The organism is Aggregatibacter aphrophilus ATCC 33389 (assembly GCF_900636915.1).
Taxonomy (GTDB): domain Bacteria; phylum Pseudomonadota; class Gammaproteobacteria; order Enterobacterales; family Pasteurellaceae; genus Aggregatibacter; species Aggregatibacter aphrophilus.
This window is the reverse complement of record NZ_LR134327.1, coordinates 906,368-930,439: the sequence shown is the minus strand read 5'-3', so window position 1 is coordinate 930,439 and position 24,072 is coordinate 906,368. Positions and strand designations below refer to the sequence as shown.

Sequence of the window (24,072 nt, the reverse complement as noted above, 5' to 3'; positions counted from 1 at the left end):
TTGGCCGAGCGTGTTCTAATGCGCACCAAGCTAGACAATCACTTCAGTAAGTTAGTTATTTCGGTTCTTCCTCATTCAAGTTTTAAATTTGTACTTCGAAGATTCTATATATATCCATCTCTGTTTAAGTTAAATCGCTAGTGTTTCGTGCTTGTTGAAAGCACATAATTTCATTATTTAAGAAGAAGGAAGACAACATGTCTAAATTAAACGGCACCGTAAAATGGTTTAACTCAACCAAAGGTTTTGGTTTTATCGCTCCGGCAGACGGCACTAAAGATGTTTTCGTGCATTTTTCCGGTATTGTAGGTAACAATTTCCGCACCTTAAATGAGGGTGACCGTGTGGCGTATAACGTGCAGGACTCTCAACGCGGTCCGACAGCGGTTGAAGTTGAAGTGATTTAATCAATCTTTTCCCAATGAAATAGGCCCTTTAGTTAAAGGGCTTATTTTTTATCTACGGTTTTTTAATATGAAAAACGCAGCGAAAAAGTACCGCACTTTTATCCTTGTTTTTCCAAGAAATCTAACGTTTCCGCACGATTTGGAATAGACGGTTGCGCACCGGCACGGGTGACGCTAATGGCTGCTGCGGCATGGGCAAAACGGATTGCGTCCGTGAGGCTTTTGCCTTCTAATAAACTCACCACTAATGCACCGTTGAATGTATCGCCTGCCGCCGTAGTGTCTTTGGCGGTTACACGAAAGCCTTCGATAATTTGTCCTTGATTGTTTTCACTGACATAAACGCCTTTAGCGCCAAGGGTAATGAACACAATTTGTACTCCCCAATGATGCAATTTCTCTGCTGCCCGTGCTGCACCGGCTTCATCTTCCACTTTAATTCCCGTCAGGATTTCCGCTTCTGTCTCATTTGGGGTAATCATGTATAAATTAGCAAGTAACGTTTGCGGTAACGTGTTTGCCGGGGCTGGATTTAGAATCACTTTAGTGTGATGTTGTTTAGCAATGTCGGCAGCGTAACAAATCGCGGCGAGCGGTGTTTCCAGTTGCATTAATAAAGCATCTGCCTGCCGAATATTTTCAGCTTGTTCTTCCACCAACGACTCATCTAAATAAGCATTGGCGCCGGCGGCAATAACAATGCTATTTTCCCCGCTCTCTGCCACTTGGATCATGGCTATCCCGCTCATTTCATTTTCAATTTGGCGAATAGGCGTTACATTGATGCCGTCTTGCGCAAAGGCATTTTTCATGGCCCTACCAATATCATCATGGCCAATGCAAGCAATAAAATCTACCTGCGTGTTTTGCGCTTTTAAGCGCGCCGCAACCACCGCCTGATTCGCCCCTTTCCCGCCATAAGCAATGCGATAATGGGAACCGCTTAAGGTTTCACCGGCTTTTACGAAGCGCGGTACTTGAATAACATGATCGACGTTAATGCTGCCGAGAACAACGAGTTTGGCGCACATATTTCCTCCTGAGCAAAAGGAACGCATTTAGCGTTCCTTAAAAACGTTTGCAAAATTATTCGCAAGTTCTCCGGTTCACTTGTTCAGCCCCAACGAGGTTGTCGCTAGAGCCGATATTCAAAATCCATTGGATTTTATGACCGCACTTTTGTGCGGAAAGCATTACTCGCTAATCACTTTCAAATCAACCGGAATTTTGGCCTCGACTTTTTCGCCTTTTACGAGCTTGTGGGCAGTGATTACGCCAAGTTCACCAAGATAGCGTGTCTATTCAGTGTGATTACTGTGTATTGAGATTATTGGCAATGTGATTATTGAACCGTTCGATGAGTAAAAACAGTGTAGAAGAAAACGTTATAAAGGGGAAAGAAATAAAGTCAGTTTTGTGAAGCGGATCAACAAATCACTCTTTTGCTTTAAAGGTATTAAGCAGAATAAAGTTGTGCTAAGGAGCAGTTTATGAAACAATTTGCCGTTATTTAGCATGAAAAAATGAGACAGATTAAGGGATACGATAGTGATCGATTTCGATGGCTACCGTCCGAATGTAGGCATTGTCATTTGTAACGACAAAGGGCAAGTGCTGTGGGCGAAGAGATACGGACAGAATTCTTGGCAATTTCCGCAAGGGGGAATTAATGATAACGAAACACCCGAGCAGGCCATGTTTAGAGAATTATTTGAAGAAGTGGGGCTGACGCGTAAAGATGTGCGTGTGCTATATGCGTCTAAACACTGGTTACGTTATAAATTACCAAAGCGCTTATTGCGCCATGATTCTAAACCGATGTGTATCGGACAGAAACAACGTTGGTTTTTATTGCAACTGGTTGGCGATGCCAAGAATATCAATATGCAATGCAGCAAAACGCCGGAGTTTGACGGATGGCGTTGGGTGAGTTTTTGGTATCCGGTGCGTCAAGTGGTGTCTTTTAAAAAAGAGGTTTATCGTAAAGCCATGAAAGAGTTTGCTGCAGTGTTATTTGATGAAAATAATAAAACGTTGTTGCATAGCGAAAAAGAGACTTACGACGAAAAGAAATCTACCTTCTCATCTCATAAACAACATTATTCCAAACAGCCGAAACGCGCGCCGCACAAATACAAAGGATAATTATGTTAACCTTCTTTCTTTTCTGCTTGCTTGCTGGTTGTGCTGCCGGTTTCTTAGCCGGATTATTCGGCATTGGTGGCGGCATGGTGATTGTGCCGATGATGGTTTATCTACTGCCGATTGTGGGCGTGCCGGATTCATTGCTCATGTTCACCGCACTTGGCACGTCTTTCGCCACCATCGTGATTACCGCATTTTCTTCCGCACAACGACACCACAAACTCGGCAATGTGGTTTGGTCAACATTGAAATATTTTGCTCCTGCCTTAATGATTAGTGCATTTATTTCCGGGCAATACATCAGTAAATTACCCCCTGAAATTTCCGGTAAGTTATTTGCCTGCCTGGTCGTTTATTTAGCGGCTAAAATGATTTTGTCTATTAAGCCGAAAAACATCGATCCGAACAAAAAAATTACACCGTTGTCATCTATTATTGGCGGTTCTTTAATCGGTATGATATCAAGCGTTGCCGGTATTGGCGGCGGCGGATTTATCGTGCCGTTTTTAAATTCACGCAATGTGGACATTAAAAAGGCCATCGGTACCTCCGCATTTTGTGGAATGTTAATGGGCATCGCCGGTATGTTGAGCTTTATGGTGAGCGGTTGGGGGACGCCGGGAATGCCGAATTATTCCATTGGTTTTGTATATCTTCCTGCCGTGTTAGGCATTACCATCACCTCATTTTTTACCTCCAAACTCGGCGCCAATATGACTAACCGATTACCGGTGTCGACCTTGAAGAAAGGATTTGCCGCCTTTTTAATTGTAGTGGCGATTAATATGTTATTGAAATAAGGAAAATTATGAATTTAGATTATTTGGTTTTACCACACTTTGATCCGGCAATCTTTGAATTTGGCCCCATCGGTTTGCGCTGGTACGGCTTAATGTATTTACTTGGTTTTATTTTTGCCCGTTGGCTCGGCGTACGTCGTGCTAAGCAACCAAACAGCGGTTGGGCGGTGGAACAAGTAGATTCCTTATTGTTTAACGGCTTTATGGGCGTCTTTTTAGGTGGTCGAATTGGTGATGTTTTCTTTTATAATCTTGATCGTTTTTTACAGGATCCGCTGTATTTATTCCGCGTTTGGGAAGGTGGAATGTCTTTTCACGGCGGTTTAATCGGTGTGATTATCGCCATGATCATCACATCGAAGATGCAAAAACGTAATTTCTGGGCGACAGCAGACTTTGTTGCACCGTTAATTCCGTTTGGTTTGGGTATGGGACGTATTGGAAATTTCATTAACCTTGAGTTATGGGGGCGTCAAACCGATGTGCCTTGGGCGATGATTTTCCCAACGGATCCTCTGCTATTGCCACGCCATCCGTCTCAATTATATGAAGCGGTATTGGAAGGTTTAGTGTTATTCCTCATTCTCAATTGGTTTATTCGTAAACCACGTCCAATGGGGGCCGTGTCAGGCTTGTTCCTAATGGGTTACGGCATTTTCCGTTTTATGATTGAATATGTGCGCGAACCTGATGTGGAGCTTTTCCTTGATGTCATAACGCGCGGTCAATTACTTTGCTTGCCAATGATTCTCGGCGGTATTTTTATTATGCTTTGGGCATACAATAAAAGTGCGGTGAAAAAATGAAACAATATTTAGACTTGTGCCAACGCATTGTTGATGAAGGCGTTTGGATAGAAAATGAACGCACCGGAAAGCGTTGCTTAACGGTGATTAATGCGAGTTTAACCTACGATGTGGCAAACAACCAATTCCCGTTGATTACCACCCGTAAAAGCTATTGGAAAGCCGCTATTGCGGAATTTCTAGGCTATATTCGCGGTTATGACAATGCCGCAGACTTCCGCAAGTTAGGTACGAAAACCTGGGATGCCAATGCCAACGAAAATCAGGCCTGGCTCAACAATCCGCACCGTAAAGGCGCCGATGACATGGGGCGCGTATATGGCGTGCAGGGCAGACGTTGGCGAAAACCGAATGGAAAACATCTCGATCAGCTACGTAAAATCGTGAATAACCTCAGCAAAGGCATCGATGATCGTGGTGAGATTCTGACGTTCTATAATCCGGGCGAATTTGATTTGGGTTGTTTGCGCCCTTGTATGCACACGCATACTTTCTCGTTGTTAGGCGACACCCTCTATCTCACCAGTTATCAACGTTCCTGCGATGTACCGCTTGGCTTGAATTTTAATCAAATCCAAGTATTTACGTTTTTGGCGTTAATGGCGCAAATCACCGGTAAGAAAGCCGGGCAAGCGTTTCATCACATTGTGAATGCGCATATTTATGAAGACCAGTTGGAACTCATGCGCGACGTACAATTAAAACGTGAACCGTTCCCGTCACCGCAGTTAGAAATTAACCCGGACATTAAATCCTTGGAAGACCTGGAAACTTGGGTCACGATGGATGATTTTAAAGTAACGGGTTACCAATGCCACGAACCGATTAAATATCCGTTTTCCGTATAACAAAAGTGCGGTCGTTTTTGGGACTGTTTATTTTCTTTCCTTCCCCTGCTTGCGGGGGAAGGTGCCCGAAGGGCGGAAGGGGGCAAAATTCCCCTCTCCTACTTTTTGTCGTTCGTCTTCTAAACGGAGACAGAAAGGCTTTATACAATGAAAATATTTCAAAAAATAACCGCACTTTAACCTCAAACCAAACCATGACCGAATCCCAAAACATCTTCGATGAAAAATTCATGCACCACGCCTTAATGTTGGCGGACAAAGCCGAAGCCTTGGGCGAAATTCCTGTTGGCGCGGTGTTGGTGAGTGCTGAAGGCGAAATCATTGGCGAAGGCTGGAATTTATCTATCATTGATTCTGATCCCACGGCGCACGCCGAAATTGTTGCTTTGCGTCAAGGCGGGCAACGCTTGCAAAATTATCGTCTATTGAACGCGACGTTATATGTCACCCTTGAGCCTTGTACTATGTGCGCCGGCGCGATTTTGCATAGTCGCATTAAGCGCTTGGTGTTTGGCGCGGCCGATTATAAAACCGGCGCAGTGGGTTCCCGTTTTCATTTTTTTGATGATTACAAAATGAACCATGTTGTTGAAATTACCGGTGGAGTGCTACAACAAGAATGCAGCGAAAAACTCAGTGCCTTTTTTCAAAAACGCCGCGCTCAGCAGAAAGAAGCAAAATTGGCGTCATCCTCTATTCAGGAGCAACCTGAGACATAAAAAGTGCGGTTGTTTTTGTGAACGTTTTTAATACTTCTCGTTAAATCCCTTGCAGAGTGGTACAATCGCCGGTCAATTTGATTCATCACAAGAGATAAGTTATGTCCCGTCAGAAAAAGACCCGTCGTATGACGGATATTATGCCGACCCGTAAAACCGATAAAAAACCGTCACCACCGCGTTCAGGCCGTCAGGCAACCCGTTATGAACTCGATGCTAAAGCGCGTGAAGAGAAGAAAAAACGTAAACACAAAGGGTTAGCTTCAGGCTCTCGCCACAGTGCGGTGGATGCCAAAACCGAAAACCAAGCGTTGGATGTAAAAGATCCGCGTATTGGTAGCCGTAAAAAAGTGCCGTTAATGGTGGAATTTGTCAATAAACCGGAAAAAGGTCAAACTATTCCGGTCCCGCAAACCGAATCAAAAGCTAAATTGGATCCGATGGTGGAATTGGAACAATTGGAAAATAACGAATGTTTGAATCAATTATTGGATCAGTTGGATGAAGGCAAAAAATTATCTGCCGAAGATCAACAATTTGTTGATGAGTGCTTGGCGCGTGTTGAACAATTGATGACCGAATTGGGTATTGCGGAAGAGGACGAAAACGACGAAGATTTATACCGCACTTTCGAGAAAATCGACATCAATCAATTCAAATAAACACCTTATTTATCTATGTGGAAGACAATTTTATTCATTGCGGCAGTTTGTATCATTGTGGGGATGGTCGGCTATGCCGCATATTTATTGCTTGCCTTGCAAAAGCAAAAGAAGGCTTTGCAACAGGCCCGTCGAAATCGAATTAATCGCATTAAGGAAAGTATAGAAATCATTGCAAAAGCCATGTTGAACGGCGATTGCAATCTTTCCGAAGGCGTGTTGCGTCTGAAAATGTTGTTAGAGCCGGTGGAGATGAGCATTAAAAACTACGTTACCATGCTGCAGTTGTATGAAGTGGTGGAAGACATGCCTACCCATGAAGCGCGTAAATCATTAAAAAAGAACGAACGTATGCGTTTGGATTTGCGCCGTGAAAGTGCCGAAGCGGGACTTGAAAAAAGTATTAAGTTGGAGTTACATCAGCTGTTGGCTGATATTGAAAAGTTATAAAAATATTTGGGGGAAGTTGAATGTCCGAGATTATTTGGGATTTGGCATTAATTCAGAAATATAATCAATCCGGCCCGCGCTATACGTCTTATCCGACCGCGTTGGAATTTAATGAAAATTATACAAACGACGATTTTATCGCCGCCACGCAACGTTATCCCGCCCGCCCGTTGTCTTTATATGTTCACATTCCGTTCTGTCACAAACTTTGTTATTTCTGTGGCTGTAATAAAGTGATCACCCGTCATCAGCACAAGGCGGATATCTATTTGGATTTTCTTGAAAAAGAAATCAAAGAGCGGTCGAAATTATTTACAAATCGTGTAGCGACCCAAGTGCATTGGGGCGGTGGCACACCGACCTATTTAACGGAAGAACAATCTGCCCGTTTAATGAATATGCTGCGTGAACACTTCAATATCGCCGAAAATGCAGAAGTGAGTATCGAAATGGATCCGCGTGAAATCGAGCTTTCCATGTTGGAACATTTGCGCAACATTGGTTTTAACCGTATTAGCATGGGGGTGCAAGATTTCAATAAAGACGTGCAAAAAGCGGTAAATCGCGAACAAGATGAAGCATTCGTCAATGCCTTATTGATACGCGCCCGTGAATTGGGTTTCCAATCGACCAATCTGGATTTAATTTACGGTCTTCCGTTGCAAACCGTAGAGAGCTTTATGTTCACGTTGCAAAAAGTGATTGAGCTTAATCCCGATCGTTTAAGTATTTTTAACTATGCTCACCTGCCAAGCCGCTTTGCCGGACAGGCGAAAATCAAAGACTGGCAATTACCAAAACCGGAAACTAAGTTAGACATTCTGCAAAAAACCATCCAAACCTTGGGAAATGCAGGTTACAAATTTATCGGTATGGATCACTTCGCCAAACCGGATGATGAACTTGCCATTGCCCAGCAAAAAGGCATTTTGCATCGTAATTTCCAAGGCTACACTACGCAGGAAGAATGCGATCTATTAGGGTTGGGCGTGTCTGCCATCAGCTTGCTAGGGGACACTTACGCACAAAATCAAAAAGATCTGAAAACCTATTATGCTAATGTGGATGAAACCGGTATTGCTTTACACAAAGGCTTGGCCATGACGGAAGAAGATTGTCTGCGCCGTGATGTGATCAAACAATTGATTTGTAACTTTAAATTAGCGTATGCCCCATTAGAAAAACAATATCACATTGATTTTAAACAACACTTTGCAGAAGATTTAGCATTGTTAGCGCCTTTGGCAGCCGACGGTTTATTAGAGATTGGCGACGAGCAAATTGTTGTTTCCGCTAAAGGTCGTTTGTTGATTCGTAATATTTGTTTGTGTTTCGACACGTATTCCCGCGCACAAGCAAAACAACAGCAATTTTCACGGATTATTTAATTTAAAATTTTTTGTAGGGCAGGCTTTATGTTCGCCCTACGCCTGTTTCCTAAAATAAAAGTACGGTTGAAATTCGCAATAAATTTCAACCGCACTTTTTCATTCTTATTAACCAGCCAAATTCAATTCAAACACCGATTTCTTCGGATTTAATTTAAAGCCTTCATTTTCCAACAAGTGGTGTCGTTGAATGTCCTGTTCCACGGTTAAGCGGGTAGATTGCGTGTAGCTGACGAATTCTTTGGCTTTGGATATAAGCGCCGTATAAACGTCATTTTTGTGGTTGATATTACGCACGAAAATATCCGTTAATTGCCAGTAGCGTTGCAGTTGCAATGAGGAAAGGCGAGGGTAGAGCTGAATGAAACCAACGGCTTTTTTGTCTTCATCTAATGCTAAGAAAAAAATACTTTCACTAAAACGGATTCGGTTGGTTAGGAAGGTTAAAGTGCGCTCGGGATTTTCCACCATGCCGTGAGCGAGGCGATATTCTTCAAATAACGGCAGGAGAATGTCTAAATTCCATTGTTCTGCTTTAAAAATCTTTATCATGAGGCAATCGGTTATTTTTTGTTAAATTTATACAGTAGATTGTATCTTTTTACCCCAAAATAATCATCTGTTGCAAAGAAAATTTTTACAACCGATGATTTTTTACCGAAAAAGAGTGATTTTTTTGTTATAGTAATAGCAATTTTTATTCAATCATATTAAGGAGAAACAAAATGGCTCGTCGTCCTTTAGTTATGGGTAACTGGAAATTAAACGGTAGTAAAGCCTTCACTCGTGAATTAATCACCGGCTTAAAAGAAGAATTGCACGGTGTGACCGGCTGTGATGTGGCAATTGCCCCACCGGTAATGTATTTGGCGGAAGCAGAAAAATTATTATCCAACTGCGGTTGCAGCTGTGGCGGTGAAAATATCATCCAATTAGGTGCACAAAACGTGGATGTGAACGTGAAAGGCGCCTTCACCGGTGACATTTCCACTGAAATGCTAAAAGATTTTGGTGCGAAATACATTATTATCGGTCACTCCGAGCGTCGTACTTATCACAAAGAAAGCGATGAATTCGTGGCGAAAAAATTCGGTGCGTTAAAAGAAGCGGGCTTAGTCCCTGTATTATGTATCGGTGAATCCGAAGCGGAAAATGAAGCAGGCAAAACCGAAGAAGTTTGCGCGCGTCAAATTGATGCTGTAATCAACCTATTGGGCGTAGAAGCCTTCAACGGTGCGGTTATCGCTTATGAACCAATTTGGGCAATCGGTACCGGAAAATCTGCGACTCCTGCACAAGCGCAAGCCGTACACGCATTCATTCGTGGTCACATTGCGAAAAAATCCCAAGCGGTTGCTGATCAAGTGATCATTCAATACGGCGGTTCTGTTAACGATGCTAACGCGGCAGAATTGTTCACCCAACCGGATATTGACGGTGCATTAGTGGGTGGCGCGTCCTTAAAAGCCCCTGCCTTTGCGGTGATCGTGAAAGCAGCGGCAAAAGCGAAAAACTAATTTCATTTTGTCTTTGAGGGTCGGTGAATACCGACCCTTTTCGTTTTCAGATTTCAGAAACTTCCGCTATAATGACCGCACTTTTTTAACCTTAAATTAAAGGAATTTCTCATGCAAAATCCAAAAGATGATGTTTTATATGCGCCGGTTGAGTGGGTTGATCACAGTGCGGGTTACACCGACATTCGTTATCACAAATCCACCGATGGCATTGCCAAAATCACCATCAATCGTCCGGAAGTGCGCAATGCTTTCCGTCCGCAAACCGTTAAAGAAATGATCACCGCTTTTGCCGATGCTCGTTTTGACGAAAAAATTGGTGTTATCGTGTTGACCGGTGAAGGTGAAAAAGCCTTCTGTTCCGGCGGTGACCAGAAAGTACGTGGCGATTACGGCGGCTATAAAGACGACAGCGGTGTGCATCATCTCAATGTTTTGGATTTCCAACGTGATATTCGTACTTGCCCAAAACCGGTGGTGGCGATGGTAGCAGGTTATGCCATTGGTGGTGGCCACGTGTTACACATGATGTGTGATCTTACCATCTCCGCAGACAACGCCATTTACGGCCAAACCGGCCCGAAAGTAGGTTCTTTTGATGGCGGTTGGGGCGCAAGCTACATGGCGCGTATCGTTGGTCAGAAAAAAGCGCGCGAAATTTGGTTCTTATGCCGTCAATATAATGCACAAGAAGCATTAGATATGGGCTTAGTGAACACAGTAGTGCCTTACGCTGAGTTAGAAAAAGAAACCGTACGTTGGTGCCGTGAAATGCTACGCAACAGCCCGATTGCCTTGCGTTGCTTGAAAGCCGCATTAAATGCAGACTGCGACGGTCAATCTGGTCTTCAAGAACTTGCCGGCAACGCTACCATGTTGTTCTACATGACGGAAGAAGGGCAAGAAGGTCGCAACGCCTTCAATGAAAAACGCGCGCCAGACTTCGGTAAGTTTAAGCGCAATCCTTAAAATAAAAAGTGCGGTCGTTTTTTAAAATGTTTTTTAAATCGACCGCACTTTTGTTATTTCGCACACAGCAATTTCTTCTCTGTAATTGATATAGGTAAAGACAATGGATTTCGGTTTAACAGAAACAATGATTAAAAAAATCGGTTGGCATTTGCGCCATTTCCCTCATGTTGAAATGGCGATTTTGTTTGGCTCGCGCGGGAAGGGAAATTTTCGTGAAGACTCGGACATTGATTTAGCCTTAAAAGGCGATGGCATTACTGATGAAATGTTACACGACATTCAGCAAACCCTGTCGCAAACTACCATTCCGTGTAAATTCGATTTAGTCATTCATGACAAGATTACCGATCCGGCTTTACTGGAACATATTCAGCGGGTTGGCAAAATTTTCTATGAAAAGAAAAATTGCGCTATTCAACATCGTCGCTATCAACTTTTCCGTTATTCCATTCCGGTGGATTCGCAACTGATTTTGCGTAATCGCTTTTTGAAAAAGCGCGAAGGTCTTTTGGTGAAAGTGTGCTGTGGGCAAAATGAAGGTTGGGGCGAAATTGCGCCGTTGCCGGGATTTAGCCATGAAACCTTAGACGAAGCTCAAGCCCAAGCCATCGAATGGCTGGAAAAATGGGATCAATCCCGCAGTTGCAACGTGAAATTGGATTTAACGGCAGATTTATATCCTTCTGTGGCGTTCGGGCTCAGTTGCGCATTGATGGAAATGAAAGGTCGCTTGGACGATGAAGGCAATTATCGGACCGCGCCTTTATGTTATGGCGACCCGGATGAGCTTTATGAACCGCTGGATCAAATGCAGGGTGAAAAAGTAGCGAAGGTGAAAGTAGGCATGTATGAAGCCAATCGTGATGGTCTCATTGCCGATATGCTGTTAGAAGCCATTCCGGATTTGCAATTACGGCTAGATGCTAATCGCAGTTGGACGCCTGCTAAAGCGCAAATGTTCGCCAAATATGTGAAACCTGAGCATCGTGCGCGCATTCAATTTATTGAAGAACCTTGCAAAACCCGTGAGGAAAGCCGCCAATTTGCGGCAGAAACCGGCATTAACATTGCCTGGGATGAAAGTGTACGTGAACCTTATTTTCGTGTGGAAAAAGAACCGCACTTAGCGGCGATTGTGATTAAACCGACCTTGGTGGGATCTATTGAACGTTGTGCTGAGTTGATTGCACAGGCGCATGCATTAGGTATTAAAGCGGTTATTAGTTCCAGTATTGAAAGCAGTTTCGGTTTAACCCAACTGGCACGCATGGCGCAACAATATACGCCAAATGTCACACCGGGATTAGACACTCTCGATTTAATGGATTATCAAGTCGTCAGAACCTGGCCGGGGTCTGAGTTACCTGTCGTTGGCTTGGATTCGGAATTCGTGACCGAAGTCATTTTAGATTAAAAGTGCGGTCGTTTTTTCTGATGTTTTTTATAGCGGCGTTTTTACAGATTAGACCAGCCGAAAGCGAAAAAACATTATAATGCGCGCAATAAAAAGGAATGTGATATGTCATCAAAATACAACATTTTGCTGTTAAATGGCCCGAACTTGAATATGTTGGGGATGCGTGAACCAACCCACTACGGACATTTATCCTTGGGCATGATAGAGGCCAAAATGCATCAATTGGCCGGGCCGCAAGGCGTTGAATTAACGTGTTTTCAGTCCAATAGCGAAGAAAAGCTTATTGAACGAATTCATCAGAGTTTTGAAAAAGTCGATTTTATCATTATTAATCCCGCCGCTTATACCCACACCAGTGTGGCGTTGCGTGATGCCTTATTAGCCGTAGCAATTCCGTTTGTGGAAGTGCATTTATCCAATATTCACAAACGTGAACCGTTTCGTCATCATTCCTATTTTAGCGATGTGGCGGAAGGGGTGATTTGTGGTTGTGGCGCGCAAGGTTACGAGTTTGCTTTGCAATTCGCTCTGAATTATCTGGCAGAGAAGCGAAATTTAGTGAAAATTGACGAAAAATAGCAGAATTTTATCGCCAAAATGATTATTTTCAGGTAATCTCTCGGGCGAAATTTTGAACTTAATCCGTACCGCACTTTTAGTAGAGAAAAAGTGCGGTTAAAATTTGAATCTTTTAGGAAACAATTATGGACATTCGTAAAATTAAAAAATTGATCGAACTTGTAGAAGAATCCGGCATTATGGAACTTGAAATTTCCGAAGGGGAAGAATCTGTTCGCATTAACCGCGGTTCTCCGGCGTCTGTTCAATACACCGTACCAATGGCAGCACCCGCACCGGTTGCCAGTGCTTCTGCACCAGCAGCTGTTCCAACTGCAGCCCCAGCAGCAACTGTTGCCGCACCGGTGGCTGAAGATGTCTCCGGTCATAAAATCCGTTCTCCGATGGTAGGTACGTTCTACCGTAGCCCAAGTCCAGAAGCTAAAGCTTTCGTTGAAGTAGGACAAAGCGTAAAAGTGGGTGATGCACTTTGTATCGTTGAAGCGATGAAAATGATGAACCGCATTGAAGCGGACAAAGCAGGTGTGGTTAAAGCTATTCTGGTAAATGATGGTGATCCTGTTGAATTCGACGAGCCGTTAATTGTTATCGAATAATTAACATCTAAACCATAATTTAAGCAAAGAATGGATTTATTATGTTAGAAAAAGTTGTTATTGCCAATCGCGGTGAAATTGCACTGCGAATTTTGCGCGCCTGCAAAGAATTGGGCATTAAAACCGTTGCGGTGCATTCTACCGCCGACCGTGAATTGAAACACGTTTTGCTTGCCGATGAAACTGTGTGTATCGGCCCTGCTCAATCTGCTAAAAGTTACTTAAATATTCCTGCCATTATTGCTGCTGCGGAAGTGACTGGTGCCGATGCGATTCACCCCGGATATGGCTTTCTTTCCGAAAACGCTGATTTTGCCGAGCAAGTTGAAAGCTCAGGTTTTATCTTTATCGGTCCTACCGCGGATGTGATTCGTTTGATGGGTGACAAAGTGTCTGCCATTAACGCCATGAAAAAAGCCGGTGTGCCTTGTGTACCAGGTTCTGATGGTCCTTTAACATCCGACATTACTAGAAACAAAGAAATTGCTAAACGTATCGGCTATCCGATCATTATCAAAGCCTCCGGTGGCGGTGGCGGTCGTGGTATGCGCGTAGTACGTAGCGAAGACGCTTTGGAAGAATCCATCGCAATGACAAAAGCAGAAGCCAAAGCTGCGTTTAATAACGACATGGTTTACATGGAAAAATATTTAGAAAATCCACGCCATGTAGAAATCCAAGTATTAGCCGACACTCATGGTAATGCCGTTTATCTTGCTGAACGCGATTGCTCCATGCAACGCCGCCACCAAAAAGTAGTGGAAGAGGCACCAGCGCCGGGTATTACCGAAGAAGTTCGTCGAGACATCGGTTCCCGTTGTGCCAAGGCTTGCGTGGAAATCGGTTATCGTGGTGCGGGTACATTTGAATTTTTATATGAAAATGGCGAGTTCTATTTCATTGAAATGAATACCCGTATTCAAGTGGAACATCCTGTGACTGAAATGATTACCGGTGTGGATTTGGTTAAGGAGCAACTACGCATTGCCGCAGGCTTACCGATTTCTTTCAAACAGGAAGATATTAAAGTAAAAGGTCATGCGATTGAATGTCGTATCAATGCGGAAGATCCAAAAACCTTCTTGCCTTCACCGGGCAAAGTTGATCATTTGCATTCTCCGGGCGGCTTAGGTGTGCGCTGGGATTCACATATTTATGCAGGCTATAGCGTTCCGCCACATTATGATTCCATGATTGCTAAGCTCATTACTTACGGTGACACACGTGACGTAGCGATTCGTCGTATGCAAAATGCGCTGGCCGAAACGATTATTGACGGCATTAAAACCAATATTCCATTACACGAGTTGATCCTTGAAGATGAGAATTTCCAAAAAGGTGGCACAAATATTCACTATTTGGAGAAAAAATTAGGTATGCATGAATAGGTTACAGGTTTATCCCCTAACTTAAAGTTTAATAAAGTGCGGTCAAAATTCTAGCTGTTTTTTACTGCACTTTATTGATTTTAATAAATGTGTTTTGTTTATTGTGCTAATCTGTTAGAATTAGCAGTTCAACTTAAAAAGTTTAAGTAGTTATAAATAAAAATTTAGTGGATTATGAATTAAATATTAGACTATAACTTTAATTTCTAAGGAGTTTCTTATGGGTAATTTTAAATATTCAATCTCAAAATTAAGTCTTATTGTATTAACCTCATTGACCGTTGCGGCTTGTGGTAGTGGTGGAAATGGAGGAAATCCTTCTCCAGGCCAACCACAGCAGCCGCAACCACAGCAGCCGCAACCACAGCAGCCGCAACCACAGCAGCCGCAACCACAGCAGCCGCAACCACAGCAGCCACAACCACCAGAATTAAATAATCCGTCTGATGGACGTTTGTCTGGAAATGGGTATAAAGTTCCTAAAAATAATTCTTTAGATACTCCGTTTCCTATTCAACCTGATGGTGATATAAATCACTTAAAGGTAGACAATAAGTCTATAGAAATTATTCCAACTAGTAAGAATATCGGTGAGTTTATTAGTGATCAGGAAAGAATTGTCGGTAGTAGTGAAAATACTCGTTGGGGTTTTATTTATGGAGATAATGGAACAGAAAATAACTACTTATTTGCTATTGGCAAAAATGCAACAGCAGTAATGCCAAGTGGAACAGCTCATTATGTTGGTCGAGCAGCACATCTTTCTGCTAAGAATAGTTATCATAATACGAGTGGGAAAGTGGATATTAACGTTAATTTTGATTCTAAAACTTTAGAGGGAAAAATAACACCTGATTCAGGTAAGGCTAATCTTGGTGCAGAAGCTGAAATAAAATTATCTGCGAATATTGTAGGTAATACTTTTGAAGGCGAGGCTAATGGTACGCAGGTTAATGGTGGTTTTTATGGTAGTAGTGCATCTGAATTAATTGGTACTTACAAAAATGTTGAAGAGAAGTATATGGGTTCATTTGGTGCCCAGAAACAAAATTAATGATGTCTATTGATATTTTGTGTAGTAAAAAAGTGAGCATTAAGCTCACTTTTTTTATCCGTTTGGTTAATCTTCCATATATCCTAAACTGCGTAAGGCGCGCTCATCATCTGCCCAACCGGATTTTACTTTCACCCAAAGCTCTAGATGGACTTTGTTATCAAATAAGCGTTCCATGTCTAGGCGGGCTTCGGTGCCGATTTTTTTCAGTTTTTCACCTTTGCGCCCAATCACAATTTTTTTCTGGCCATCACGTTCTACTAAAATTAAGCCGTTAATTTCGTAAGTACCACGTTCGTTGACTTTAAATTGTTCAATTTCAACAGTAACAGAATAAGGCAATTCTTCGCCCATAAAACGCATGAGCTTTTCACGGATAATTTCCGAGGCGATAAAACGTTGTGAACGATCGGTGACATAATCTTCCGGAAAATGGTGAACACCGGGACGCAAAGATTTTCGTACGATTTTTTCAATAGCGTCTAAATTATTCCCTTTCTCGGCAGAAATCGGCACAATGTCGGCAAAATTGAATTTTTGGGTAATTTCGGTGATGAATGGTAGCAAGTCATCTTTGTTTTTGATGTTATCGATTTTATTGATGACAAGCACCACCGGTACTTTAGTTTTGCGAAGTTTGTTTAACACCATTTCATCGTCATCGTTCCAATGTGTACCATCCACCACGAAAATCACTAAATCTACATCAGTAATCGCACTGCTGGCGGCTCGGTTCATTAGACGGTTGATGGCACGTTTTTCTTCAATATGAAGCCCCGGTGTGTCTACATAAATCTCTTGGTATGCCCCTTCCGTTTTTATACCGACAATACGGTGACGGGTAGTTTGTGCTTTGCGCGATGTGATGGAGATTTTTTGTCCGAGGATTTTATTGAGTAACGTTGATTTCCCTACATTCGGGCGACCTACGATAGCAATAAAGCCGCAATAGGTTTCGGTTTGCTGTTCTGTCATTTGATTTTCAACTCTTGAAGAATTTGTTCTGCCGCAGCCTGTTCCGCTTTACGTCGGCTGGAGCCTTTCCCGATAAAAGTGCGGTCATTATTTTGAATGGAACATTCCACAGTAAATAATTGGTTATGAGCTTCCCCTTGAATATTCACAATATTATAGGTTGGCACCGGCAGGCGATTGCCTTGTAAATATTCTTGCAAACGGGTTTTGGCATCTTTTTGATTATCACCCGGTTGGATATCTTTTAATAATGGTTGATACCAACGGGTGACGATTTCAGTGGCATTGATAAGGCTACTATCTAAAGAAATAGCGCCAATAATGGCCTCTACACAATCTGCTAAAATGGATTCACGACGAAAACCACCGCTTTTTAATTCGCCCTGGCCAAGGGAAAGATAATCGCCCAGTTGAAAATCACGCGCTAAAATTGCCAATGTCGGCTCACGGACCAAGGTTGCCCGCATTCGACTGAGCTCGCCTTCATTACACTTTGGGAATTGATGAAATAAGGCTTCGGCAATCGTTAAATTTAAAATTGCGTCGCCTAAAAATTCTAAACGTTCGTTATGTTTATGTCCCGCACTGCGGTGGGTAAGAGCTTGTTTAAGAAGCCCTGTATCTTGAAATTGGTAGTCAATTTTTCGTTGTAAACGATCTAAATTATCTGTTCGCATATCATTGAATCTTTTGGAACAAACGTTCGGTACGAACACCTGTTGGCCATTCGTCCTGTTCTTTCTTTAAGCTAAGCCAAATGTAAGAGGCTTTGCCTACAATATTTTGTTCTGGGACGAAACCCCAGAAACGGCTGTCCTCACTGTTGTTGCGGTTGTCACCCATAACAAAATAGTGTTTTTCCGGTACAACCCATTCGGTGACATAATTGTCTTGTTTATCATAGGCTTTGTAACGGAAGCCTTCGTATCGACTTTCCGGTGCCCAATGGATGTGGTGCGTTACATCACCGCTTTCAATTGTTTCTAATGGCGACGGACCATAGACTATTTTACCGCTGTAATCACGCCCTAAAATAAAGCGAAAGTTTTCATTCGGTTGTGGTTGGGTGTAGCTAAATTCTTTGGTCTCACAGCCAGTTAAGCATTCTTTTCCGTCTTTCCCATAAACAAGGGTTAAGTGGCGATTCACATCATTATAGATCACACGATCGCCGGGTAGCCCGATAACCCGTTTAATATAATCTTTGCTCGGCTCTTCCGGTGCTTTGAAAACGATAATATCGCCCCGTTTCGGTTGATTAACCTTGATGAGGGTATTTTGAAAGACAGGATCTTTAATGCCGTAATCGAATTTATTTACCAAAATAAAATCGCCGATGCGCAAGGTAGGCTCCATGGATGAAGATGGAATCTGGAATGGCTCAAAAACAAAAGAGCGAATCACTAAGACGAATGCCAACACCGGAAATAAAGAGGAAATAAATTCGGAACTTTCGGAAATCGGTTCGATTTTGTTTTTTTCTTCATCTGTTAATGTCTTGCCACTACGTTGTTCCAAACGGGCAATTTGTCTGGCGCGTTTCGGTAACACCCCAAAGCGCAAATAACACCAAACGGCACCGGAAAGTGCGGTGAAAATAATGAGCAAAATTGAAAAGGTATTAGGCAGTTGAAAATGATCCAATACTTTCCACAAACCATATCCGACAGCGATTAAAATAATCGTAAATAAGTTCGACATGAATACTTTCCTTACTTGTCTTTTCCTACGTGTAAGATGGCTAAGAACGCTTCCTGCGGCACTTCAACATTGCCGAGTTGTTTCATTCGTTTTTTACCTTCTTTTTGTTTTTGTAACAATTTCTTCTTACGGCTTACGTCACCGCCATAGCATTTTGCTAACACGTTTTTACGCAATTGTTTCACGGTAGAACGGGCGATAATGTGGTTGCCGATCGCGGCTTGAATAGCAATATCAAATTGTTGGCGAGGAATCAGCTCGCGCATTTTTTCCACCAATTCACGGCCACGATACGGTGCGTTGTCTTTGTGTACAATTAACGCAAGGGCATCCACACGTTCGCCGTTAATCATAATATCCACGCGTACCATATCCGCTGCTTGGAAACGTTTGAAACCGTAATCTAAAGAAGCATAACCGCGAGAAGTGGATTTGAGGCGATCGAAGAAGTCCAACACCACTTCGCCCATTGGAATTTCATAGGTCAACGCCACCTGGTTGCCGTGATACACCATGTGGGTTTGTACCCCGCGCTTTTCTACACAAAGAGTGATCACGTTGCCCAAATAGGGTTGCGGTAACAACATGTTACATTCCGCAATTGGCTCACGAATTTCTGCGATATTGTTTAACGGTGGTAGTTTCGATGGGCTATCTACATAGACAACCTCACCATTGGTCAGTTCGACTTCATAAACTACCGTCGGTGCAGTAGTAATTAAATCTAAATCATATTCACGTTCTAACCGTTCCTGAATAATTTCCATGTGCAACAACCCAAGGAAACCACAGCGGAAACCAAAACCAAGCGCGGTGGAATTTTCCGGTTCATAGAACAAGGAGGCGTCATTTAGACTTAATTTACCGAGCGCGTCACGGAAGGCTTCGTAATCATCGGAGCTAATTGGAAAAAGTCCCGCATAAACTTGCGGTTTAACTTTTTTAAAGCCCGGTAATACAGAGCTTGCCGGATTATTGTGCTGAGTTAAGGTATCCCCCACAGGTGCACCCAAAATATCTTTAATGGCACAGACAACCCAACCTACTTCGCCACAGTTTAATACCGTAGTATCCACTTGTTTCGGGGTAAAAATCCCCAAACGATCCACGTTATAAGATTGACCGGTGGACATCACTTTAATTTTGTCGCCTTTGCGCAATGTACCGTTTTTAATACGCACCAAAGATACCACGCCCAAATAGTTATCGAACCAGGAATCGATGATTAAGGCTTGTAACGGTGCATTCGGATCACCTTCCGGTGCTGGGATTTTTGCCACGATTTCTTCTAGCACATCGTCAATGCCCAAGCCGGTTTTAGCAGAGCAGCGTACAGCATCAATAGCGTCGATACCCACGATATCTTCAATTTCTTCTGCCACGCGTTCAGGTTCGGCTGCGGGTAAGTCGATTTTGTTTAAAATTGGCACGACTTCCAAGTTCATTTCAATAGCGGTATAACAGTTCGCCAAGGTTTGCGCTTCTACACCTTGTCCGGCATCCACCACTAATAACGCACCTTCACAAGCAGCAAGGGAACGAGACACTTCATAGGAAAAGTCAACATGTCCCGGTGTATCGATAAAGTTAAGTTGATAGGTTTCGCCATCTTTGGCTCTATAATTCAGGGTTACGCTTTGCGCTTTAATGGTAATTCCACGCTCACGTTCCAGATCCATGGAATCTAACACTTGTTCTGCCATTTCACGGTCGGATAAGCCTCCACAAGTTTGAATTAAACGATCCGATAAGGTGGATTTACCATGGTCAATATGGGCAATAATAGAAAAATTGCGAATATTCTTCATAAATAGATAGTTTTTGCTCATTAAAAATCATTAAATTTAACTGGTGGATTGTACCTGAAAAGCACGGGAATCGCTAGAAAAGAAAAGGAAAAGTGCGGTCGTTTTTTCCAACGTTTTATAAAAAAACAAAACCCCGAATTACTTCGGGGTTTCTTTTTTTATTCAACTTGAAATTATAGGCTTTCAGTGAAAGTACGGGTAATAACGTCGCGTTGTTGTTCCGGTGTTAAAGAGTTGAAACGCACAGCGTAACCGGAAACACGGATAGTTAATTGCGGATATTTTTCCGGATGTAACACAGCATCTTCCAATGTTTCACGACGTAATACGTTCACGTTTAAATGTTGACCGCCTTCAACTTTAACAGTCGGTGCAACATCAACAGGCAATTCGCGATATTCGATTTGACCTAATTCGCTTACTGCTACGATTTGATCTTCCGCATAATCACCTTTTGCACATAAACAACGTGCTTCACCTTTTTCGCTGTCCAACAACCAGAAAGAGTTAAGTAGATTGTCGTTAGCTGCTTGGGTAATTTGAATACCTTTAATCATAAATGCCTCCTAAATTTGGCGCTTTTGTATATTAATTAAACTGCGAGGATTTTATCAAAAATTTTGAAGTTTTCAAATAAATTTGACATAGAACCAAACTCTTTTTTTAATTAATTTGAGGTATTTGATTTTAATCAATGATATTCTGAAGTTTAGTTTGTTAATTTAATAATATAGATACATTTTCGTTACCATTGAGAAATAAATGGGGGTAACTTATGACTATGAATTTTGCCCTAGGTTCTTTATAATTTCCTCAATTCAAAATTGATTGGGATCCCATGATGAAAACTTGGACAGATGTTATCGGACAAGAAAAACAGCAACCTTATTTTCAGCAGGTTTTGCAGCGTGTACACGCGGAACGGGATGCGGGCAAAGTCATTTATCCGCCGGCTCATGATGTGTTTAATGCCTTTAAATTGACGGAATTTGATCAAGTAAAAGTGGTGATTTTAGGACAAGATCCTTACCACGGGCCGAATCAGGCGCATGGTTTGTCCTTTTCCGTCAAACCGGGCGTGAAGCCACCACCATCGTTGCTTAATATGTATAAAGAACTTTCCACTGATATCGCCGATTTTCAAATTCCAAATCACGGTTACTTAGTGGAATGGGCGCAGCAAGGCGTGTTATTGCTCAATGCAGTGTTAACCGTACAGCAAGGTTTGGCTCATTCTCACGCCGGTTGGGGCTGGGAAATTTTCACCGACAAAGTCATTGAAGCATTGAATCAACATCGGGAAAATTTGGTGTTTTTATTGTGGGGTAGTCCGGCACAAAAGAAAGGACAATTTATTGATCGTCAGAAGCACTGTGTTTTAACATCGGTGCATCCATCGCCTTTATCGGCACATCGAGGCTTCTTCGGTTGTCGTCATTTTTCTAAAGCAAATGCGTACTTACAACAACATCATATTGAGCCGATTGATTGGCAATTAAGCGCAATTTAGCTTTATTTTACTGATTAGGAAATTTTTATGTTAGCTATTATTTCTCCTGCGAAGACATTGGATTTTGAAAACGCAGCACCTAAAAAACTCCCGAATTTTCAACCGCACTTTTTGAAGCAGAGCCAACAGCTTATTGACATTTGCCGCGAACTTACTCCGGTAGAAATTGCATCGTTAATGTCTATCAGCGACAAACTTGCAGGCTTGAACGCGGCGCGCTTTGCCCAATGGCAACACACACATAATGAACAAAATGCCAAAGCTGCCGTTTATGCGTTTAAAGGGGATGTTTACACAGGCTTGGACATTGAATCGCTAAGTGATGATGACGTGTTATTTGCTCACCAACATTTACGCATTTTGTCCGGGTTATATGGATTGTTGACGCCTCTTGATCTTATTCAGCCTTACCGTTTGGAAATGGGCACAAAATTGGCTAATCCTAAAGGTAAAGACTTGTATGCTTTCTGGCAGGGTGTGATTACCCCTGTTTTGCAACAAGCGATTGATGAACAAAATGGCGTTTTAATTAATTTAGCCTCTGATGAATATTACAAATCGGTGCAAGAGCAAAAGTTAAAGGCGCAGATCATCAAACCGATCTTCTTAGATAATAAAAACGGACACTATAAAGTGATTAGTTTTTATGCCAAAAAAGCCCGTGGATTAATGTGTCGCTACTTAATTCAAAATCGGGTTAGCGAAGTGGAGCAGTTGAAAGCATTTGATTTCGGCGGCTATTGGTTTGATAGCGCCTCTTCTACAAAAACGGAATTTGTCTTTAAACGGGGTTTGGTGGACGCATGAAAAAAACACTCGTCATTTTGACCGCACTTTTTTTGTCGGCTTGCGTCAGTCAGCCACAGCTTAATGCACCGACAAGCGTAACACATAATAAGAAAACCTATCATTTGGCAACAGAGCAGGATCTTGGCTCGGTCGTGCGTTATTTTTACGTGTTACCGGGCGAAAATACACAGAATTGGCAAAGTGCGGTGGAAATTTTGTTAGATCGTAATAAACAAAATCGCACCTTGCAGGAACGCATGGATTGGCGTAAACAAGTTTATACCAATAGTGGTGTGAAAAATTTCAAGTTATATGACAAGAAAGACACCTTGTATTCCTACGTGATTTATGAACCCACCGCGGGAAATAAAAATTGGCAGGTGGATGTCGCAAAGGGCATGAATGTGCCGTATTGCGGATTTGTGCAATATCAATATTCTGTAAAGATCCCGAAAAAGCATAAATTCACTAACATGAGCAATAAGAAAGTGCTTAGCCATTTGAAAAAATATCTGATTGATAAAGAAATCAACAAGCTCGGCAAGGCAGATTGGGCGTTAGGATGTAAACATTAATGGTAGAATCTGTCGCTTATTCCGTACAGGTAAAAAAAGCCTCTCATTTCGCCATTATTACCGCGTTTAGCTTAATCATTGTGAAAGGCGTTGCGTGGTGGCAAACCGGTTCGGTGAGTATGTTGGCCTCTATCACCGATTCCATGTTGGACTTATTGGCTTCTTTTATGAGTATGTTGATTTTGCGGTTTGCATTGATGCCTGCCGATCACAACCACTCTTTTGGTCATGGCAAGGCGGAATCGCTCGCCTCATTAGTGCAGAGTGCGTTTATTTCTGGATCGGCCATTTTCCTGCTACTTCAGGGTATTCATCGTTTTAATTCTCCGCAAGTACTAAGCAATACCGCACTTGGCATGGCGGTAACGGTGTTTTCAATTTTTGCTACCTTATTATTGGTGTGGTATCAGGGGCGCGTGATCAAAGCAACGGACAGCCCGGCGATTAAAGCGGATCGGCTGCACTATCAAACCGACTTGTTGATGAATGTAGCCATTTTGATTTCGTTAGGTTTGAGTGCCAACGGCATTTTATTAGCGGACGCCATTTTTGCGATTTTAATTTCCCTTTATATTTTATTGAATGCCGCTAAAATGCTGTTTGAATCCGTGCAATTGTTACTTGATCAAATGTTGCCGGAAGATGAGATCGCCTTGCTCAGTACTGTGTTAAATAACGAAATTGCCAAAGATCCACGGATTGTCAGTTTTCACGCCTTACGAACTCGTCGTTCCGGTGCTATTCGTTTTATTCAATTCCATTTGGAATTAGCCAATGAGCTTTCTTTTGTTGAAGCTCATGACATCACTGAACATTTGGAAGATTGCCTGCGCAAGACTTTTCCTCGTAGTGATATTGTGATTCACCCCGAACCTACATTTGTTGTGCAACAAGAAATGCAGTCAGGCAAAAAAGTGATATAATTCGCTCATTTTCTAAAATCAATCGTCTTAAATTTTAAACTTT

The 24,072-nt window shown here is 42.4% G+C and carries 27 protein-coding genes and 2 pseudogenes; 21 read left to right on the top strand and 8 right to left on the bottom strand.

Going from position 1 to position 24,072, the window contains the following annotated elements:
* Positions 1-197: 197 nt before the first annotated feature.
* Positions 198-407, top strand: a complete 210-nt coding sequence (gene cspE, locus EL144_RS04525; RefSeq protein WP_005701571.1) for a transcription antiterminator/RNA stability regulator CspE — start codon at positions 198-200, stop codon at positions 405-407.
* Between the two features lie 98 nt (positions 408-505).
* On the opposite strand, the gene rbsK is transcribed toward cspE, so the two are convergent.
* Positions 506-1,438 (bottom strand): ribokinase, encoded by a 933-nt coding sequence (gene rbsK / locus EL144_RS04520; RefSeq protein WP_005704373.1) that lies wholly within the window; start codon positions 1,436-1,438, stop codon positions 506-508.
* Positions 1,439-1,600: 162 nt separating this feature from the next.
* Positions 1,601-1,696, bottom strand: a pseudogene (locus EL144_RS04515) (D-ribose ABC transporter substrate-binding protein); the annotation flags it as partial.
* 259 nt (positions 1,697-1,955) lie between these two features.
* On the opposite strand from EL144_RS04515, the gene rppH reads away from it, so the two are divergent.
* The 8 genes from rppH (at position 1,956) to hemN (ending at position 8,225) form a co-directional block, all read left to right on the top strand.
* Positions 1,956-2,552 carry an RNA pyrophosphohydrolase gene (gene rppH, locus EL144_RS04510; RefSeq protein WP_005704372.1) on the top strand — a complete coding sequence of 199 codons (597 nt, stop codon included), beginning with the start codon at positions 1,956-1,958 and terminating at the stop codon, positions 2,550-2,552.
* Positions 2,553-2,554: 2 nt separating this feature from the next.
* On the top strand, positions 2,555-3,352 hold the full coding sequence (locus EL144_RS04505) for a sulfite exporter TauE/SafE family protein (protein WP_050332875.1): 798 nt from the start codon (positions 2,555-2,557) through the stop codon (positions 3,350-3,352).
* 8 nt (positions 3,353-3,360) lie between these two features.
* Positions 3,361-4,158, top strand: a complete 798-nt coding sequence (gene lgt / locus EL144_RS04500) for a prolipoprotein diacylglyceryl transferase (protein ID WP_005701565.1) — start codon at positions 3,361-3,363, stop codon at positions 4,156-4,158.
* Positions 4,155-5,006 (top strand): thymidylate synthase, encoded by an 852-nt coding sequence (locus EL144_RS04495; RefSeq protein ID WP_005704369.1) that lies wholly within the window; start codon positions 4,155-4,157, stop codon positions 5,004-5,006. Before lgt ends, EL144_RS04495 begins: the two co-directional genes overlap by 4 nt.
* A gap of 194 nt (positions 5,007-5,200) precedes the next feature.
* Positions 5,201-5,725, top strand: a complete 525-nt coding sequence (gene tadA, locus EL144_RS04490; protein WP_005704368.1) for a tRNA adenosine(34) deaminase TadA — start codon at positions 5,201-5,203, stop codon at positions 5,723-5,725.
* A gap of 101 nt (positions 5,726-5,826) precedes the next feature.
* The gene (gene yihI / locus EL144_RS04485; RefSeq protein WP_005704367.1) at positions 5,827-6,387 is read left to right on the top strand and encodes a Der GTPase-activating protein YihI; all 561 of its coding nucleotides are present in this window, start codon (positions 5,827-5,829) and stop codon (positions 6,385-6,387) included.
* A 15-nt stretch (positions 6,388-6,402) separates the two neighbouring features.
* Positions 6,403-6,837 carry a DUF2489 domain-containing protein gene (locus EL144_RS04480; protein ID WP_005704366.1) on the top strand — a complete coding sequence of 145 codons (435 nt, stop codon included), beginning with the start codon at positions 6,403-6,405 and terminating at the stop codon, positions 6,835-6,837.
* Between the two features lie 20 nt (positions 6,838-6,857).
* Positions 6,858-8,225 (top strand): oxygen-independent coproporphyrinogen III oxidase, encoded by a 1,368-nt coding sequence (hemN, locus tag EL144_RS04475; protein ID WP_005704365.1) that lies wholly within the window; start codon positions 6,858-6,860, stop codon positions 8,223-8,225.
* 108 nt (positions 8,226-8,333) lie between these two features.
* On the opposite strand, the gene EL144_RS04470 is transcribed toward hemN, so the two are convergent.
* On the bottom strand, positions 8,334-8,777 hold the full coding sequence (locus EL144_RS04470; protein ID WP_005704364.1) for a hypothetical protein: 444 nt from the start codon (positions 8,775-8,777) through the stop codon (positions 8,334-8,336).
* Between the two features lie 173 nt (positions 8,778-8,950).
* On the opposite strand from EL144_RS04470, the gene tpiA reads away from it, so the two are divergent.
* The 8 genes and pseudogenes from tpiA (at position 8,951) to EL144_RS04435 (ending at position 15,748) form a co-directional block, all read left to right on the top strand.
* Positions 8,951-9,742, top strand: a complete 792-nt coding sequence (tpiA, locus tag EL144_RS04465) for a triose-phosphate isomerase (RefSeq protein ID WP_005704363.1) — start codon at positions 8,951-8,953, stop codon at positions 9,740-9,742.
* 111 nt (positions 9,743-9,853) lie between these two features.
* Positions 9,854-10,711 (top strand): 1,4-dihydroxy-2-naphthoyl-CoA synthase, encoded by an 858-nt coding sequence (menB, locus tag EL144_RS04460; RefSeq protein ID WP_005701557.1) that lies wholly within the window; start codon positions 9,854-9,856, stop codon positions 10,709-10,711.
* A gap of 103 nt (positions 10,712-10,814) precedes the next feature.
* Positions 10,815-11,105: pseudogene (locus tag EL144_RS11525) on the top strand (nucleotidyltransferase domain-containing protein); the annotation flags it as partial.
* Positions 11,106-11,126: 21 nt separating this feature from the next.
* Positions 11,127-12,128, top strand: coding sequence for an o-succinylbenzoate synthase (gene menC, locus EL144_RS04455; RefSeq protein ID WP_032995287.1), 1,002 nt, complete (start codon positions 11,127-11,129; stop codon positions 12,126-12,128).
* Positions 12,129-12,233: 105 nt separating this feature from the next.
* Entirely contained in the window at positions 12,234-12,710 is a 477-nt protein-coding gene (aroQ, locus tag EL144_RS04450) for a type II 3-dehydroquinate dehydratase (RefSeq protein ID WP_032995281.1), read from the top strand.
* A 125-nt stretch (positions 12,711-12,835) separates the two neighbouring features.
* Positions 12,836-13,306 carry an acetyl-CoA carboxylase biotin carboxyl carrier protein gene (accB, locus tag EL144_RS04445; protein ID WP_005704358.1) on the top strand — a complete coding sequence of 157 codons (471 nt, stop codon included), beginning with the start codon at positions 12,836-12,838 and terminating at the stop codon, positions 13,304-13,306.
* A 41-nt stretch (positions 13,307-13,347) separates the two neighbouring features.
* Positions 13,348-14,694 (top strand): acetyl-CoA carboxylase biotin carboxylase subunit, encoded by a 1,347-nt coding sequence (accC, locus tag EL144_RS04440; protein WP_005704357.1) that lies wholly within the window; start codon positions 13,348-13,350, stop codon positions 14,692-14,694.
* Between the two features lie 220 nt (positions 14,695-14,914).
* Positions 14,915-15,748, top strand: a complete 834-nt coding sequence (locus EL144_RS04435; RefSeq protein WP_005704356.1) for a transferrin-binding protein-like solute binding protein — start codon at positions 14,915-14,917, stop codon at positions 15,746-15,748.
* Positions 15,749-15,814: 66 nt separating this feature from the next.
* Here the strand turns inward: EL144_RS04435 and era are convergent, their stop codons facing one another.
* The 5 genes from era to grcA form a co-directional block, all read right to left on the bottom strand.
* A complete protein-coding gene (gene era, locus EL144_RS04430) occupies positions 15,815-16,723 on the bottom strand; it encodes a GTPase Era (protein WP_005704355.1) in 909 nt (302 codons plus the stop codon).
* Entirely contained in the window at positions 16,720-17,400 is a 681-nt protein-coding gene (gene rnc / locus EL144_RS04425) for a ribonuclease III (protein ID WP_005704354.1), read from the bottom strand. The genes era and rnc overlap by 4 nt, the downstream gene beginning before the upstream one ends.
* A gap of 1 nt (position 17,401) precedes the next feature.
* Positions 17,402-18,424: a signal peptidase I gene (gene lepB / locus EL144_RS04420; protein WP_005704353.1), complete on the bottom strand. Its 1,023-nt coding sequence runs from the start codon at positions 18,422-18,424 to the stop codon at positions 17,402-17,404.
* An 11-nt stretch (positions 18,425-18,435) separates the two neighbouring features.
* Positions 18,436-20,232: a translation elongation factor 4 gene (gene lepA / locus EL144_RS04415; protein WP_032995286.1), complete on the bottom strand. Its 1,797-nt coding sequence runs from the start codon at positions 20,230-20,232 to the stop codon at positions 18,436-18,438.
* A gap of 173 nt (positions 20,233-20,405) precedes the next feature.
* On the bottom strand, positions 20,406-20,789 hold the full coding sequence (gene grcA, locus EL144_RS04410) for an autonomous glycyl radical cofactor GrcA (RefSeq protein WP_005701542.1): 384 nt from the start codon (positions 20,787-20,789) through the stop codon (positions 20,406-20,408).
* 284 nt (positions 20,790-21,073) lie between these two features.
* Between grcA and ung the strand changes: the two genes are divergently transcribed.
* From ung to EL144_RS04390, 4 genes are read left to right on the top strand one after another with little or no spacing between them, the layout of a single operon-like run.
* Positions 21,074-21,742, top strand: a complete 669-nt coding sequence (ung, locus tag EL144_RS04405) for a uracil-DNA glycosylase (RefSeq protein WP_005701541.1) — start codon at positions 21,074-21,076, stop codon at positions 21,740-21,742.
* A 27-nt stretch (positions 21,743-21,769) separates the two neighbouring features.
* A complete protein-coding gene (gene yaaA, locus EL144_RS04400) occupies positions 21,770-22,549 on the top strand; it encodes a peroxide stress protein YaaA (RefSeq protein WP_005704350.1) in 780 nt (259 codons plus the stop codon).
* Positions 22,546-23,106 carry a hypothetical protein gene (locus tag EL144_RS04395; protein ID WP_005704349.1) on the top strand — a complete coding sequence of 187 codons (561 nt, stop codon included), beginning with the start codon at positions 22,546-22,548 and terminating at the stop codon, positions 23,104-23,106. The genes yaaA and EL144_RS04395 overlap by 4 nt, the downstream gene beginning before the upstream one ends.
* On the top strand, positions 23,106-24,029 hold the full coding sequence (locus tag EL144_RS04390; protein ID WP_005704348.1) for a cation diffusion facilitator family transporter: 924 nt from the start codon (positions 23,106-23,108) through the stop codon (positions 24,027-24,029). Before EL144_RS04395 ends, EL144_RS04390 begins: the two co-directional genes overlap by 1 nt.
* The last annotated feature ends 43 nt before the right edge of the window (positions 24,030-24,072 follow it).

What these genes read in the sequence shown, in the direction of transcription:
- EL144_RS04390 (WP_005704348.1), top strand. Translation starts at nt 23,106, where the DNA reads ATGGTAGAATCTGTCGCTTATTCCGTACAGGTAAAAAAAGCCTCTCAT.
- EL144_RS04480 (WP_005704366.1), top strand. Translation starts at nt 6,403, where the DNA reads ATGTGGAAGACAATTTTATTCATTGCGGCAGTTTGTATCATTGTGGGG.
- ung (WP_005701541.1), top strand. Translation starts at nt 21,074, where the DNA reads ATGAAAACTTGGACAGATGTTATCGGACAAGAAAAACAGCAACCTTAT.
- aroQ (WP_032995281.1), top strand. Translation starts at nt 12,234, where the DNA reads ATGTCATCAAAATACAACATTTTGCTGTTAAATGGCCCGAACTTGAAT.
- lepB (WP_005704353.1), bottom strand. Translation starts at nt 18,424, where the DNA reads ATGTCGAACTTATTTACGATTATTTTAATCGCTGTCGGATATGGTTTG.
- hemN (WP_005704365.1), top strand. Translation starts at nt 6,858, where the DNA reads ATGTCCGAGATTATTTGGGATTTGGCATTAATTCAGAAATATAATCAA.
- tpiA (WP_005704363.1), top strand. Translation starts at nt 8,951, where the DNA reads ATGGCTCGTCGTCCTTTAGTTATGGGTAACTGGAAATTAAACGGTAGT.
- grcA (WP_005701542.1), bottom strand. Translation starts at nt 20,789, where the DNA reads ATGATTAAAGGTATTCAAATTACCCAAGCAGCTAACGACAATCTACTT.
- menB (WP_005701557.1), top strand. Translation starts at nt 9,854, where the DNA reads ATGCAAAATCCAAAAGATGATGTTTTATATGCGCCGGTTGAGTGGGTT.
- lepA (WP_032995286.1), bottom strand. Translation starts at nt 20,232, where the DNA reads ATGAAGAATATTCGCAATTTTTCTATTATTGCCCATATTGACCATGGT.
- accC (WP_005704357.1), top strand. Translation starts at nt 13,348, where the DNA reads ATGTTAGAAAAAGTTGTTATTGCCAATCGCGGTGAAATTGCACTGCGA.
- EL144_RS04470 (WP_005704364.1), bottom strand. Translation starts at nt 8,777, where the DNA reads ATGATAAAGATTTTTAAAGCAGAACAATGGAATTTAGACATTCTCCTG.
- yaaA (WP_005704350.1), top strand. Translation starts at nt 21,770, where the DNA reads ATGTTAGCTATTATTTCTCCTGCGAAGACATTGGATTTTGAAAACGCA.
- rnc (WP_005704354.1), bottom strand. Translation starts at nt 17,400, where the DNA reads ATGCGAACAGATAATTTAGATCGTTTACAACGAAAAATTGACTACCAA.
- accB (WP_005704358.1), top strand. Translation starts at nt 12,836, where the DNA reads ATGGACATTCGTAAAATTAAAAAATTGATCGAACTTGTAGAAGAATCC.
- tadA (WP_005704368.1), top strand. Translation starts at nt 5,201, where the DNA reads ATGACCGAATCCCAAAACATCTTCGATGAAAAATTCATGCACCACGCC.
- EL144_RS04505 (WP_050332875.1), top strand. Translation starts at nt 2,555, where the DNA reads ATGTTAACCTTCTTTCTTTTCTGCTTGCTTGCTGGTTGTGCTGCCGGT.
- era (WP_005704355.1), bottom strand. Translation starts at nt 16,723, where the DNA reads ATGACAGAACAGCAAACCGAAACCTATTGCGGCTTTATTGCTATCGTA.
- EL144_RS04435 (WP_005704356.1), top strand. Translation starts at nt 14,915, where the DNA reads ATGGGTAATTTTAAATATTCAATCTCAAAATTAAGTCTTATTGTATTA.
- yihI (WP_005704367.1), top strand. Translation starts at nt 5,827, where the DNA reads ATGTCCCGTCAGAAAAAGACCCGTCGTATGACGGATATTATGCCGACC.
- EL144_RS04395 (WP_005704349.1), top strand. Translation starts at nt 22,546, where the DNA reads ATGAAAAAAACACTCGTCATTTTGACCGCACTTTTTTTGTCGGCTTGC.
- EL144_RS04495 (WP_005704369.1), top strand. Translation starts at nt 4,155, where the DNA reads ATGAAACAATATTTAGACTTGTGCCAACGCATTGTTGATGAAGGCGTT.
- cspE (WP_005701571.1), top strand. Translation starts at nt 198, where the DNA reads ATGTCTAAATTAAACGGCACCGTAAAATGGTTTAACTCAACCAAAGGT.
- rbsK (WP_005704373.1), bottom strand. Translation starts at nt 1,438, where the DNA reads ATGTGCGCCAAACTCGTTGTTCTCGGCAGCATTAACGTCGATCATGTT.
- lgt (WP_005701565.1), top strand. Translation starts at nt 3,361, where the DNA reads ATGAATTTAGATTATTTGGTTTTACCACACTTTGATCCGGCAATCTTT.